This is a genomic window from Syntrophobacter fumaroxidans MPOB (assembly GCF_000014965.1).
GTDB lineage: Bacteria > Desulfobacterota > Syntrophobacteria > Syntrophobacterales > Syntrophobacteraceae > Syntrophobacter > Syntrophobacter fumaroxidans.
On sequence record NC_008554.1, the window covers coordinates 3,333,250 to 3,347,136 of the forward strand.

General features: G+C 59.0%; 10 protein-coding genes. 3 read left to right on the forward strand and 7 right to left on the reverse strand.

Annotated features, from left to right (window positions below; translation table 11 throughout):
- Positions 1 to 160: 160 nt before the first annotated feature.
- The 7 genes from SFUM_RS13960 to rsxC form a co-directional block, all read right to left on the reverse strand.
- Positions 161 to 1,219, reverse strand: a complete 1,059-nt coding sequence (locus SFUM_RS13960) for an FAD:protein FMN transferase (protein WP_011699538.1) — start codon at positions 1,217 to 1,219, stop codon at positions 161 to 163.
- A 96-nt stretch (positions 1,220 to 1,315) separates the two neighbouring features.
- A complete protein-coding gene (rnfB, locus tag SFUM_RS13965) occupies positions 1,316 to 2,179 on the reverse strand; it encodes an RnfABCDGE type electron transport complex subunit B (protein WP_011699539.1) in 864 nt (287 codons plus the stop codon).
- A gap of 17 nt (positions 2,180 to 2,196) precedes the next feature.
- Positions 2,197 to 3,162 carry an electron transport complex protein RnfA gene (locus SFUM_RS21895; protein WP_011699540.1) on the reverse strand — a complete coding sequence of 322 codons (966 nt, stop codon included), beginning with the start codon at positions 3,160 to 3,162 and terminating at the stop codon, positions 2,197 to 2,199.
- On the reverse strand, positions 3,159 to 3,782 hold the full coding sequence (gene rsxE / locus SFUM_RS13975) for an electron transport complex subunit RsxE (RefSeq protein WP_011699541.1): 624 nt from the start codon (positions 3,780 to 3,782) through the stop codon (positions 3,159 to 3,161). Before rsxE ends, SFUM_RS21895 begins: the two co-directional genes overlap by 4 nt.
- Positions 3,783 to 3,846: 64 nt before the next feature.
- On the reverse strand, positions 3,847 to 4,761 hold the full coding sequence (locus SFUM_RS13980; RefSeq protein ID WP_011699542.1) for an FMN-binding protein: 915 nt from the start codon (positions 4,759 to 4,761) through the stop codon (positions 3,847 to 3,849).
- Positions 4,758 to 5,774 carry an RnfABCDGE type electron transport complex subunit D gene (locus tag SFUM_RS13985; protein WP_011699543.1) on the reverse strand — a complete coding sequence of 339 codons (1,017 nt, stop codon included), beginning with the start codon at positions 5,772 to 5,774 and terminating at the stop codon, positions 4,758 to 4,760. Before SFUM_RS13985 ends, SFUM_RS13980 begins: the two co-directional genes overlap by 4 nt.
- 76 nt (positions 5,775 to 5,850) lie before the next feature.
- Positions 5,851 to 7,173, reverse strand: coding sequence for an electron transport complex subunit RsxC (rsxC, locus tag SFUM_RS13990; protein WP_011699544.1), 1,323 nt, complete (start codon positions 7,171 to 7,173; stop codon positions 5,851 to 5,853).
- A gap of 1,619 nt (positions 7,174 to 8,792) precedes the next feature.
- On the opposite strand from rsxC, the gene nuoE reads away from it, so the two are divergent.
- The 3 genes from nuoE (at position 8,793) to fdhF (ending at position 13,851) form a co-directional block, all read left to right on the forward strand.
- Complete coding sequence (gene nuoE / locus SFUM_RS14005; protein WP_011699548.1) at positions 8,793 to 9,248, forward strand: NADH-quinone oxidoreductase subunit NuoE; 456 nt, start codon at positions 8,793 to 8,795, stop codon at positions 9,246 to 9,248.
- Entirely contained in the window at positions 9,229 to 11,040 is a 1,812-nt protein-coding gene (nuoF, locus tag SFUM_RS14010; RefSeq protein ID WP_011699549.1) for an NADH-quinone oxidoreductase subunit NuoF, read from the forward strand. The genes nuoE and nuoF overlap by 20 nt, the downstream gene beginning before the upstream one ends.
- A 105-nt stretch (positions 11,041 to 11,145) precedes the next feature.
- A complete protein-coding gene (gene fdhF / locus SFUM_RS22590) occupies positions 11,146 to 13,851 on the forward strand; it encodes a formate dehydrogenase subunit alpha (RefSeq protein ID WP_083764070.1) in 2,706 nt (901 codons plus the stop codon).
- Positions 13,852 to 13,887 lie beyond the last annotated feature (36 nt).

The window sequence follows — 13,887 nt, forward strand, 5'->3', positions numbered from 1 at the left end:
CCGCCGCAACCGTTCTCGTACGGCTGCCGCCCGCTCGAGGCCCAAGACATCCCGACGCCCGGGCGGCGAGGCTTCAGCTTCTCGGCAGGCTGCCTTCGAAAAGGACGCATACCGGATCACCGCTCAACCGGCATGCATTTCCCATATCCCTGCATCCGGGTCAGGCCGCCGTCCCGGGCCAACCCCTCGATTTGAGCATGGAACCGTTGTTTGAGATCACGAGGGATTCGCACCAGGGAAGGCTATTGACGAGACCGACGCCGTCGGCGGGGGGCATCACGAAAACCGCCGTTGCCAGAGCGTCGGATTCCATGGTGGTCCTGGCCATGACGGATACGCTCGTCGCAAAGGCCGGTGAATGCCCGTTTTTGGGGTCGACGATGTGATGGAACATCTTTTCCCGGTCGAAAAAGACCTCGTAATTGCCCGAAGTGGCAATCGTTGCATCCCGCACCTTGATGACCTGGGGGTACTGACTTCTCTTTCCCGGGTCTTGCACCGCGACGGTCCACGGCTTCCTGCCGGCTTCCCCCCGGGTTCTGATTTCGCCGCCGGCATTGATGAGAAAGTTGGAAATCCCGTGCCGCTCAATCGCTTCAGCGGCTTTGTCCACGATATAGCCTTTGGCGATTCCATCCAGCGTGACGGCCATTCCACTCTCGCGGAAAGAGATCGAGCGGCCTTTCAAGTCGATCTTGTCGGAACCCACGAGCGTCAGCAGAGCCCGTATCTCACTCTCTTCGGGGAAGACGGGATTCTCCCCTCCCATCTTCTTTTGGAATAGATCGATCACGGGTGCGACCGTGCAGTCGAAACAGCCGTTGCAGAGCGCGTGATAATGAAGAGCGCTTTGGACCACCTCGATCAGCTCTTCGGGCGCGTCTTTGAGAAACCCCTCCCGGTTCAGCCCGGCCAGCGGGGTGGCGGGGTCGAACCGGTTCATCAGGGCGACCAGCCGGTCGATTTCCCGGTTTGCGGCCGCGATGGCTTCCTCGGCCCGATCCTTCGATTCGTGGATCAAGGTCATCGAGACAAAAGTCCCGATCCCGAGCCTTGTCCTGGAAACCTTGTGCATCTTGCCGTTGAACCGGACGGTTTCGGCCCAGGGGGATATGATGGCGGCCGAGGCGACTCCGAGGCCGAGCAGACCGGACATCTTCAGAAATGAGCGCCTGTTCAAGAACCGTTGTTTGAAAGGGAAACGATCTTCCGCCTGCATTTGACGCCTCCACTGGAAGTTATGGAATTCGGAATATGATGGAGCCAACAAAATAACCCGCTCCAGGAGCCGATGAGATGCCGGCCCCCGGGGGGCTTAACCCGCGGCCTTGACAAGGCTCTCCGTTGCCGATGACGATGCGTAGCGGCGCAGAATCTTCCTGGGGCATTTTTCAGCGCACACTTCGCCGCATCCCGGGCCGTACCCGGCGCATTTGCCGTGGTCGATGACCAACACATCGTTGTCCACGGCGATTGCCCCCGCCGGGCAGGCCTTGATGCACATTCTGCAGGAAATGCATCCCGCGTCGCACACTTCCTTTACCATCTTGCCGGAACCCCGCGTGCTGCAGTGCACGACGACCCTGGCCTTTGCGGGGATCAATTCCAGGCTGCTCTTGGGACAGATCTTGACGCAGACCCCGCAGCCGACGCACAGCCCGGTGTCGATACGCGGCAGCCCGCCCACCATCGCGATGGCGCTGAACGGGCAGTTTTTCGCGCATTCCCCGAGCCCGATGCAGGCGAACAAACAGCTCTGAGGGCCGCCGAAGGCGAGGTTGGCGCCCGAACAGGAGCCGTGACCGATGTAGCGGTACTTCTCGGATACCTTTCCTTCGACCCTTGCGCACCGCAGGAAGGCCACCATGTTTTCCACGGATCCGAGCTTTTTGCCCGTCATCTCCGCCACCGCTTCCGCCACCGCGGCCTTGCCCGGAAAGCAGAGATTCGGTGGAACGTCCGGATCGTTCACCACGGCTTCCGCGTAACCCTCGCAGCCGGCGTAGCCGCAACCCCCGCACTGTGCGCCGGCGAGAACCTCGAGAACTTCCTCCACCTTGGGATTGGCTTCAACCGCAAACTTGTGGGCCGCAAGAGCAAGCCCGATTCCGAAGAACAGGCCGATGCATCCGAGCAGGGCAAGGCCGCCGAGGGCCAGTTTGATCAAGGCGGGGTCCATATGCGCTCCTTATGTGTTCAGAAAATCGACATGCCCGAAAAGCCCATGAAGGCCAGGGCAAAAAGCCCTCCGAGCACGAACGCGATGGGCAACCCCCGGAACGTGGGCGGCACATCCGCCAGCTCCAGCCTCTCCCTTACCGACGACATCAGGAACAGGGCGATGAAGAACCCGACCCCCGCTCCGATGGCCAGTGCGAGGCTCTCGAGCGCGTTGTATTCGTTGTCCGCAAGAAGGAGCGGCACCGCGATGATCACGCAGTTGGCGATCACCAGCACGAGGTACACTCCGAATGCCTTGAAAAGAGCCGGGTTCACCTTTCTCAGAATGGTGTCCACCGCCTGGACGGACAGGGACACCATGCCGATGAACACCACGATTTGCAGAAAATTGAGGCTGAACGGCTTCAGGATGAACTGGTAGAGCGCCCACGACATCATGGCGCTCACCACCATCACGATGGTGAAAGTCACTCCCATGCCGACGGCGGTGGATTTGCGCTTGGATGTGCCGAAAAAAACGCACAGGCCGAGATACTTGGTGAATACGAAGTTGTTGATGATCATGGCACCGATCAGGATTGAAAAGACATAGCCCGCGTAGAGCTTCTTGACGCTCACCAGGGCGTCCCCCACGGGTTTCCCCTCGGATCGGATTCCGGTGACGGCCAGGACGTGCGGCTGTTTCTGGTTCAAATCCTCATCGAAGACGAGCGTGAGCGTTGTCCGGTCGGCGGAGAGACCGGTGCGGACGATCTTGAGCGGAATATCCGGATCGGTCTTTTCATAGATTCTGAAGTTTGCCGCAGTCGAGGCCCATCCCTCCTCGACGGGGCCGGCAAACGAGACGACGATCTCCCGGGCTCCCTTGAAAGCCGTCTTCTTGATGAACGAATGCTCCGTCTCGCAGCCGCACAACAGGATCAGTCCCAGCAGGGCCGCGGCAATGCCCGGAAAGAAAAGAGAGCGTTTCGGCGTGATCATCGGTTTTTCGCCTTCCTTCGATTGTAGACGAGCTCAACGTAGTTGAAGATGGCCATCATGATCCCCACGCAGAAGAAGCCGGCGGCGGGCAGCGCAAAGAACAGAAGGGGCTGGAAGCCGAGGACGTCGAACCCCAGGAGGGTGCCCTGGCCGAGGAGCTCGCGGACGAACCCTATGCTCACCATGCCGAACATGAAGCCCAGCCCCATGCCCAGCGCGTCCCAGAAGGACGGGCTTACGGCGTTCCTGCAGGCGAATGTCTCGAGCCGCATGGTGATTATGGCGAAAGCGACGATGAGCTTGACGAAGATGCCCATCTGCTTGTATGCCCCCGGCACATAGGCCGCGAGCACCAGGTCGATCACCGTCACCCAGGTGGCGATGGTGAGCGTGTAGGTGGGGATGCGGATCCTGGGGTGGATGAAATTCTTGACGGCCGCGATGGTGCAGCTCGAAAACACCTGGACGAAAAGGACCGCAACCCCCAGCAGCAGCCCGTTCATTATGGTTGTGCTGATTCCGACCGCAGGGCACATGGAAAGCGCAAGGCGGAAGATGGGGTTCTCGTTCAAGATGCCGTCGAGCACCAATTGAGAGCTGGTCTTGGTTGTGGCGGGCACGGTTTCACTCCTGAGCTGATGGATCGCCAAAACAAGCGAACAAGCCGATTGACACCCTGGCGGCTCAGAACGTCACGGGAACCTTCTGAGCCGTGATGACCCGGTCCAGGGCCTGCACGCGGTAGGAGAACTTCTTCACCATGTTCCCGACCCCGGTGGTCACCGATTTGCTCGAAATCGTCGCGCCCGTGAGCGCGTAGATATCGTGATCGCGGTATTTCTTATTGATCCGGTCGACGTCTTCCGGGGAGATGGAAGCGCCGGTCCATTTCTCCCTTTCGAGAGCCTTTCTGAATTCATCGGGCAAAGGCTCCTTGACGACCCCGAGTGTCTTCAGCCTCTCAAAGGGCTTGCCGACGAACTGGTTCTTGAAGTACTCCTTCGTAATTTCCGCTCCGAGCCCCGGGTCTTCCTCGTGTTCCATGATTTCGAGCCCCACTATGTTGAAAGCCGGATCGAGAGCGAGCATCACCTTGATGAAAGTCTTGAACCCGGGGAATCTACCGGGCAAAAGATACGCCGACCTGCCGGATCCGACCGTTGCGATGATGGTGGAATCCGAGTAGGAGAATGTCTTCGGCGCCTCCAACAGACGCTTCAGTACTTTATCCCTGGCCGCCGCCTCGATCGCGGATTCCGGGTCGAGGGGAGCCTCCAATCGTTTGACGAACTCGCCCTCGACGGTGACGAGCAGCAACTCGTGGGATTCTTCCCGTTCCTTGCGAACCGGAACCAGGTATCCCAGAAAAAGCCGGCCCCGGTCTTCGATGATGTAACGGTAGATCGTGTGCAGTTTGAGATCGGAGGGTGCATCGTTGTGCCTGCCGTAACCGATGAGTCCGAGCATGGTCTGCCGTTCGTTGAGATGTTCGTTGTGTTTCTTGGCGTTGTAGGTGAACGCGAACACCGAGCCCATGACGAACGCGGCCACCAAACAGGTGATCGTCAGCTTGATGGTGATTCTCAGGATTTCTTTCATGTCGTTGCACCTTTCGGAGGAGCGAACCGCTTTGGCTTGAACCATCCTTCGAGTGCGGGGCTCAGAGGGTTCATCAACAGGATGGCGTAGCAGACTCCTTCCGGATATCCGCCCTTCAGGCGGATGAGAACCGTCAGAGCGCCGACGCCCGCCCCGAAGACGAGCTTTGCGGCATTCCCGTTCGGAGAAGTGACGTAGTCGGTGGCCATGAAAAATGCGCCCAGGATCACGCCACCCGATAGTACGGCGAGGACGGGATCGCCCGTGAAGAGCTTCTCCCCGCCGAAAACCCACGAGAAGAATCCGACGGACAGCACCGTCGCCACGGGAATATGCCAGGAGATGTATCGTCTGAGCATGAGATAGAGCCCCCCGAGAGTGAGGAGCAGCGCGGAAGTCTCCCCGATGCATCCGGGCCTCCAGCCCACAAAGAAATCCCAGTACAGGGTGGAAGGCGCTCCAAACCGCTCGATGACCGCATTCATGCCGTAGTGCTTGAGCACGTAGAGCGGCGTGGCGGTGGATACGGCGTCGATCCCTCCAAGAGACCCGAATACGGCCGCATCGTGAATCGGGGCCAGCCAGGCCGAGGTCATGGCCACCGGGAATGTGGCGACGAGGAATGCGCGGCCGATGAGGGCGGGGTTGAAGATGTTGAACCCGATGCCCCCGAGAAGGTGTTTGGCCACATAAATCGCCATGATCGCTCCCGGAATGGGCATCCAGAGCGGGACTCCGGGAGGAATGCAAAAAGCCAGCAAAAGCCCCGTGATCACCGCGCTGCCGTCCCTCACGGTGACGGGGCGCTTGAGCAGCTTCTGAGTGGCGGCTTCAACGGCGACACAGCTTGCCGTGCTGATCGCCGCTATGATGAGGGCTCGAAGGCCGAAAACGAACACGGAAAGGATGAGCGAAGGAATGAGACAAGCTACCACCGTCCACATGATTTTCTCGACGGATTCGGTGCTCTTGAGATGCGGAGAGATCGAAACCGACCAGGCCGGCGGGATCATTTTCACATCGAGTTTTTGTTCGGCTTGAGTTTCGATGACCGGACTCCTTTATCTGTCTTGGAAAATGAGAGCGACGTCACTTTCTGGCTTTCGCCTTGGCAAGACGCGTGAACTGGACCAGAGGCCGTTTCGCCGGGCAGACGAAGGCGCAGGCCCCGCATTCAAAACACTCGAAAACCCCGAACTGGGCGGTGTCCCGGGCCCGCCCCGCCTCCACGTATATTCCCACCTCGTTGGGGGACAGCCCCATGGAACAGACTTCGACGCATTTCCCGCACCTGATGCACGGTCCGTGCGGTCTGGAGTCGATCTCGTCATCGGAAAGGAAAAGCACCCCGGACGTGGTCTTCATGACGGGCAGGTCGGTGGTGGGGATGGAAAAGCCCATCATCGGCCCGCCCACGACGATCCTGGCCAGATTGTCCATGGTGCCCCCGAGGAAGGTCACGATGTCGCTGAGCCTGGTGCCGATCCGGACCATGAGGTTGGCGGGCCTGGCGATGGCTCGCCCTGAAATCGTCACGACCCTCTCGTAGAGGGGTTTTTCCAAAACCACCGCGTCATGGATGGTCTTGGCCGTGCCGACGTTGATGACCATCACCCCGACGTCGAACGGCAGCCCGGGATAAGGGACCCGCCTGCCGGTGATCGTCTGGATGAGCTGCTTCTCGGACCCCTGGGGATATTTCACCATGAGGGGATTGACGCTGATCTTGCAGTCCGGGGCCGTGCTTTCGGCCGCTGCCCTGCTCAGAACCCAGATGGCTTCCTGCTTGTTGTTCTCAATCCCGATGTGACACTCTTTGATTCCCAGTATCCGGAGAATGATCCGAGCGCCAGTCAGTATTTCATGAGGGAATTCGATCATGGTGCGGTTGTCGCAGTTGAGGTACGGCTCGCACTCGGCCGCGTTTAGGATCAGCTTGTCCAGCCGGGTCCCGGGCGGGGGCGAGAGCTTGAGATGCGTGGGGAATCCGGCCCCGCCGAGGCCGACCAACCCCGCATTTCTTATTTTTTCAAGAAGTTCCTCGGGCGAAAAGTGCTCCCACTCGGAAGGCGTGAAGACTTTCGGCTCCGCTTGCGGGTCCCTGCGGATGGTCACGCTCGGCGCCTCCACTCTGACCGGGTGGGGTGAAGCGCCGATGCTCTTTACTGTGCCGCTGACGCTTGAATGCACACTCGCGCCAAGCCCGGCGTCGACGACTCCGATCGTCTCGCCTTCGATCACCGTTGCTTTTTTGTCGACAAGAACCCTGCAGGGAGAACCGAAGTGTTGAAGAAGGAGAATATCCACTTCTTCGGGGGGCGGCATCGCTTCTATGGGCAGATGCTCGGTGAGTTCCTTTGATTCGCGGGGGTGTATGCCCCCTTTGGAGAAAGTCGGAGACGATTTGCTCATGTCAGCCCCCAGGTTGCAGTTGTATCGCCGATCCTTTGAAAACGGCAAAGCCACAGGAGGTCGCCGGCCTGTGGACGATGGAATGGACAATGGCTGGGGGGGGACAAATTCTTGAACGCAATGGCAACGAACGGCATGCGCCCACGACGCGATGCCGGGCGAGGACCATCCGGAAAACCGAAAACCGTCTCAATTTCCGTGACGCATCAAGCGACACGATCGCAACGGGAACGGCATAACCGAATTCTGCGGCATGTTGCACCACAAACCGGCCGGACACCCGGCGGAGACTCCGTGCACAACTTCGCTGCGTGGTGAATTGCCTGGAGACCTTCCGGCTCCGTTCTCACATGCGTGTCAATCCAAAAGCATGTGCGCTCTTGTTCGATCACCCCCCTTCCCGACAACCGATGTACAATTTTTACATTGAGAATGTCTATGCATGCTATCGGTCTGTGTGCATGTTGTCAAGGATTATTGCCAATGAAAACAAATGGGGTTATTGTGCGGCGCTTCGAACAATCGCCGGTACCGAAAGCACCGCGGCGATCCGGGGGCGAGGCTTTTCATCGCGCGAAAACGGGTGCCGCGGAGCTTTCGGCGGACCCGCGGGCGGGGAACCGAATCCGGAAACCCGAAAGGCCGGCCAGCCCCCCTTTCGGGTCTGCGCCGGCCTTCTTGGCTCAGCTTGGATTCACGTGTGCAGATCGGTCTCCAACGGCCGGGCTTTTCGCCCTTCGCGGCAAGGAACGCGCGCCCCGGGACTCCAGGTCAAGCGGGTCTTGAGCGTGAAAAACCCCACTTGAGGGAATGGACGTAATGTTGTATTATCTTTCACGTTCAATGTTCGTTGAGACCACGCGTCTTTCGAATCCGCCGAAGTTCGCATCCCTGCGCCGATGCGCTCCGTTCGCCCGGAACGCTCCGAACCTGCATCCGCACACGGTTTGCTCCGGTCACTGCCGCAAGTCGGATTTCATCGAGAAGTCGCCCTCGAGGGAACCGGTTTCCATTCATGAAGGAGCCCGGCCCGAGAGGAGTTCGCCTGCATTCGGGCGCCATTGTCTTGCGGGCGAACTTGTGAAGGAAGGGGCGTTTGCCCCTTTGATTCGACAATAGTTTGCTTTTATTGGATGTTTTGCGCATTTTGCATCATCGGGAACCTACTTCGTTCCAATTTTCTCTTGACATAAATGATGATGTTGACATAGGCTGCATATGACTTTTCCATGCTGTTTGTTAGCTGAAGTTAAATCGCTCATCCTCATCCACGGGCGGAATCGCGATGAAGAGCCAACCTCTTCAGAATCGTGCACGATGCGGGTGTTTCTCGTGTCGTGTAAATTTTCACATAGTTGCCATCCATTTGAAACCTTCAGCGTACGGATAATCCTTCCTTGCACAACCCGGGTCCGGGTGACTCCGGAGAATCGAACGCACCGTAGCGGCGAGGTCGACCAACGCCTGCGGTGTCTGCTGTTTCCGGTCGCCCGATGAGAAAGCCGAAGCTCCCGTTTGGGGGGTGCCCAAAGAAACCTTATGCTTCGGCAGCGACCTGAAAAAAGAATGGCGTCAGTGGTTTTTGTGAATTGATTCACTAAAGAAAGGAGGAAGTGGGAATGAAAGACAAGCTGCAACGGATCTTTACGCGCCACGACCGGAAGCGTGACGCGCTGATCCCGGTCCTGCAGGACATCCAGGGAGAATTCGGCTACTTGCCGCCGCATGCGATGCAGGCGGCCGCCAGGCACTGCCGCACCTCCGCCGTGGAAGTCTATGGCGTGTCCACCTTTTACGCCCAGTTCAAGTTCAGTCCGGTCGGCAGGCATACGGTGACGGTTTGCCAGGGAACCGCGTGCCACGTCATGGGAGGGCACCGGATCCTCGAGGAGTGCAAGTCTCAACTCGGAGTGCAGCCCGGGCAAACGACTCCCGACGGGATGTTCACGCTGGAGACGGTGGCCTGCATTGGTGCGTGTGCTCTGTCGCCGGCGGTGGTGGTCGACAAGGATACCTACGGCAGAATGAAACCCGAACGAATCACGGAGATCTTGAATGCAGCCACAAGCAAGTAAGAAAAAAAAGCCGGCAAAGGAACGTCAGGTTCTCGTCTGCCGCGGGACCGGATGCGAATCCCAGAAGGCGAAAATCCTATTCGACAACCTGGAACACGAGCTGAAGATGCTCGGGCTCGACGACGACATCGAGGTGAAGTTCACGGGATGCCATGGATTCTGCCAGCAGGGGCCGACGGTCATTGTCATGCCCGCGGGAACCTTCTACTGCAACGTTCAACCCGAAGACGCCGATGAGATCGTCAAGATCGACATCAAGGACGGCGGCAAAGTCGAGCGGCTTCTGTTCATCGACCCGAAGACCAAGGAGCGGGTGCTCAGCTACAAGGACATGAAGTTTTTCAGCCCGCAGCGGCGCATCGTGCTCAAGAACTGCGGGTTCATCAACCCGGAGGACATCGACGACTACATTGCGGTGGGCGGCTACCAGGGCATCCAAAAGGCGCTGGGCGGCTCCCGGATGGACGTGATCAACGAGATCAAGAAATCCGGGCTGAGGGGCCGCGGGGGCGGAGGTTTTCCCACGGGGATGAAGTGGGAGTTCTGCCACAATTCTCCGGGCGACCAGAAGTATCTGATCTGCAACGCCGACGAGGGGGATCCGGGCGCCTTCATGGACCGCGCGGTGCTCGAGGGCGATCCGCACGCGGTGCTCGAGGGAATGATGATCGCGGCGTACGCCATCGGCGCGAGCAAGGCCTACATATACTGCCGGGCGGAATACCCGATGGCCTACGAGCGTTCGATGATCGCCATCGATCAGGCGACCAAGCGGGGTTTTCTGGGCAAGAAGATTTTCGGTTCGGACATGGATTTCGAGATCAAGCTCAAGCTCGGCGCGGGTGCGTTCGTATGCGGCGAGGAGACGGCCCTGATGGCCTCCATCGAGGGCAAGCGCGGCATGCCCATGCCCCGCCCGCCTTTTCCCGCCGTGAAGGGGCTCTTCGGCAAGCCGACCAACATCAACAACGTGGAGACGTTCGGCAACATCGCGACGATCATGACCAAGGGCGGCGACTGGTTCGCCAGCGTCGGCACGGAAAAGAGCAAGGGCACGAAGGTGTTCGCCCTGGCGGGGAAGATCTCGTACAGCGGTCTGGTGGAAATCCCGATGGGCACGCCGCTTCGGGAGATCATCGATGAAATCGGCGGCGGCATTCCCAACAAGCGCAAGTTCAAGGCGGCGCAGACGGGCGGTCCTTCGGGAGGATGTATTCCTTCGGAGCATTTCGACATCCCGATGGACTACGAAAACCTGACCCAGGTGGGGTCGATCATGGGTTCGGGCGGCTTGATCGTGACCGATGAGACGACCTGCATGGTGGACATGGCGAAGTTCTTCCTGGGGTTCACCCAGAAGGAATCCTGCGGCAAGTGCGTACCCTGCCGGCTCGGGACGAAGAAGATGCTGGAAGTGCTGGGCGACATTTCGAAGGGCAAGGCCACCATGGAAGACCTGGAACAGCTCCTGGAGCTGGCTCAGGACGTCAAGGGCGGGTCGCTGTGCGGCCTGGGCCAGACGGCGCCCAACCCGGTGCTCTCCACGGTCCGGTACTTCCGGGATGAATACGAAGCCCACATTCTGCGCAAGGAGTGCCCGGCGCGTGTTTGCGTGGACCTGATCAAGTTCGAGGTCAACGAGGAGAATTGCCAGAAATGCGGACTGTGCTTCAAGGCCTGCCCGGCGGGAGCAGTCTCGTGGGAGAAGAAGCAGACGGCCAAGATCGATGTGTCCAAGTGCATCAAGTGCCGCTCCTGCATCCTGGCCTGTCGTTTCAATGCAATCGACTGATCGTCTTCAGAGCGGACGAAAAGTCGTTGGGAACGGGTTCATAAAGCTGAGAAGAAAGAGCATTCAGTCGTAAAGCTGATTCCTTAAAACACAGAGAGAGGAACAATGGACAACAACATCATTACCCTGAAGGTGAACGGACAGAGCGTTCGGGGGAAGAAGGGGCAGACGGTGCTGGAGATCTGCAGGGAGAATGGTATACACATCCCCACGCTGTGCTACCACCCCAAGATGCCCCCGTACGGCGGATGCCGGCTCTGTATCGTGGAAATCGAGAACATGCGCGGCCTGCCGCCTTCCTGTACCACCCCCGCGGTGGACGGGATGTCGGTGCATACGCACACGGACAAGGTGATGGGCGTGCGCAAAACCGTGCTCGAACTGCTCCTGGCCTACGGAAATCACAATTGCCTGCTCTGCGAACAGACGGGCAACTGTGAGCTGCAGGACCTGGTGTACGAGCACGGGATCGACCATGTGCGGTTCAAATCGGATTTCGTGCCGCAGCCCCTCGACGACGCCAACGCCATGATCATCAGGGACCAGAACAAGTGCGTCCTGTGCGGGCGTTGCGTTCGGGGGTGCCTCGAAGTCCAGGTGAACGGGGTGATCGACATCGCCATGCGCGGTTCCGACTCGTTCATCACCACGTTCGACAACACGGAGCTCAAAGAGTCCAATTGCGTGTTCTGCGGAGAATGCGTGGCTTCGTGTCCCACGGGGGCGCTGACTTACAAGCAGGCCAGGTTCAAGGGCCGCCCCTGGGATCTGAAGAAGGTGGTCACCACCTGCACCTACTGCGGAGTCGGGTGTCAGGTCGAGCTGAACGTGAAAGACAACAAGGTCGTCAAGACGACGTCGAGCTTCGACATTCCCGGACCGAACCGCGGCAGCCTGTGTGTCAAGGGTCGGTTCGGGAATGATTTCATCGATTCCCCGGACCGGCTCAAGACCCCGCTCATCAAGGAAAACGGCGGGTTCCGCGAGGCTTCCTGGGATGAGGCGCTGGGCCTGGTGGCCAAGCGGCTAGGCGAAATCAAGGCGAAATCCGGGCCGGATGCGGTGGCGTTCTTCTCTTCCGCCCGGTGCACCAATGAAGAAAATTACCTCTTGAACAAGTTTGCGCGCGCGGTGATCGGGACCAACAACATCGATCACTGCGCAAGACTCTGACACTCCTCGACGGTGGTCGGTCTGGCCGCCGCATTCGGAAGTGGTGCAATGACCAATTCCATTGAGGAGTTCGAGAATACGGACCTCATCCTTGTCACCGGGTCCAACACCAAGGAAATGCACCCGGTGATTTCGTCGTACATGAAACGTGGAGTCAAGAAAGGAAAGACCAAGCTCATCGTCGTGGACCCGAGAAAGACGGAACTGGCGGAATTCGCCGAAGTGTGGCTGCGCCAGAAACCGGGGACCGACGTGGCCTGGCTGAACGGAATGATGAACGTCATCATCGCCGAGGGTCTCTACGACAAGGAATACGTGGCGAATCGCACCGAGGGTTTCGAGGAGCTCAAGAAAGCGGTAGCCGCCTATACCCCGGAACGGGTCGAGGAGATTTCCGGCATTCCCAAAGACGATCTTATCGCGGCCGCGCGTCTCTATGCGAAAGCTCCGGCGGCCTCGATCGCCTACGCCATGGGGATCACCCAGCACATCAACGGCACCGAGGCGGTCAAGAGTGTCGCCAACCTGGCGATGCTCTGCGGCAACATCGGGATCGAGGGCGGGGGAGTGAACCCCTTGCGTGGGCAGAACAACGTGCAGGGCGCCTGCGACATGGGAGCGCTGCCCAATGTGTTCCCGGCGTACCAGACAGTCACGTCGCCCGAAATTCGCGAGAAGTTCGCCAAGGCCTGGGGTGTGAAAGACCTCCCCGCCAAGGCCGGGCTGACGATCGTGGAGGCAGTGAATGCGGCCTCGGAAGGAAAGCTCAAGGCACTTTTCGTGATGGGCGAGAATCCCATGGTGAGTGATCCGGATCTTCACCATGTGAAAGACGGCCTGACGAAGCTGGATTTTCTGGTGGTGCAGGACATTTTCCTCACCGAAACGGCGGCGTTGGCCGATGTCGTGCTGCCCGCAGCATGCTTTGCCGAAAAGGAAGGCACGTTTTCCAATACCGAACGCCGGGTGCAACTGGTGCGCAAGGCGGTCGATCCGCCTGGAGATGCGCTTCCCGACTGGCAAATCATTTGCGGTATTTCAAAGCGAATGGGTTATCCGATGGATTATCCCGATGCGGAGGCCGTGTTCGACGAGATCACCAAGGTCACGCCGTCCTATGCCGGAATGGATTATCATCGGCTGGCCAACGGCGGGCTGCAATGGCCCTGTCCCACCAAGGAGCATCCGGGAACGAAGGTCCTGCACAAAGACAAGTTTGTCAGGGGGAAAGGACTGTTCAGCGCCATTGAATGGATTCCTCCCGCCGAATCCCCGGATGCGGAGTATCCCTTCATGCTGATCACCGGCAGGGTGCTCTACCAGTATCACACCGGGACCATGACCAGGAAGTCGATCGGGTTGAACGAGCGTTATCCCGAATGTCTTATCGAGATCAACTCACGGGACGCCGCGAACATGGGCATCCAGGACATGGACGATATCCGGTTGGTAACCCGCCGTGGTTCCATAACGGCCAAGGCAAAAATCGCCGACGTTGTCGAAAAGGGAATGGTATTCGTTCCGTTCCATTTTGCCGAAGCGGCGGCAAACAACCTGACGATTGCAGCGCTCGATCCGCTGGCCAAGATCCCGGAGTACAAGGTCTGCGCGGTAAGGGTGGAGAAGGCGGCCGGTTGAGAGTCGTCGGGTTTTGTGTTTCTCAGTGACGTAGTG

What these genes read in the sequence shown, in the direction of transcription:
- SFUM_RS13960 (WP_011699538.1), bottom strand. Translation starts at nt 1,219, where the DNA reads ATGCAGGCGGAAGATCGTTTCCCTTTCAAACAACGGTTCTTGAACAGG.
- rnfB (WP_011699539.1), bottom strand. Translation starts at nt 2,179, where the DNA reads ATGGACCCCGCCTTGATCAAACTGGCCCTCGGCGGCCTTGCCCTGCTC.
- SFUM_RS21895 (WP_011699540.1), bottom strand. Translation starts at nt 3,162, where the DNA reads ATGATCACGCCGAAACGCTCTCTTTTCTTTCCGGGCATTGCCGCGGCC.
- SFUM_RS13980 (WP_011699542.1), bottom strand. Translation starts at nt 4,761, where the DNA reads ATGAAAGAAATCCTGAGAATCACCATCAAGCTGACGATCACCTGTTTG.
- SFUM_RS13985 (WP_011699543.1), bottom strand. Translation starts at nt 5,774, where the DNA reads ATGATCCCGCCGGCCTGGTCGGTTTCGATCTCTCCGCATCTCAAGAGC.
- rsxC (WP_011699544.1), bottom strand. Translation starts at nt 7,173, where the DNA reads ATGAGCAAATCGTCTCCGACTTTCTCCAAAGGGGGCATACACCCCCGC.
- nuoE (WP_011699548.1), top strand. Translation starts at nt 8,793, where the DNA reads ATGAAAGACAAGCTGCAACGGATCTTTACGCGCCACGACCGGAAGCGT.
- nuoF (WP_011699549.1), top strand. Translation starts at nt 9,229, where the DNA reads ATGCAGCCACAAGCAAGTAAGAAAAAAAAGCCGGCAAAGGAACGTCAG.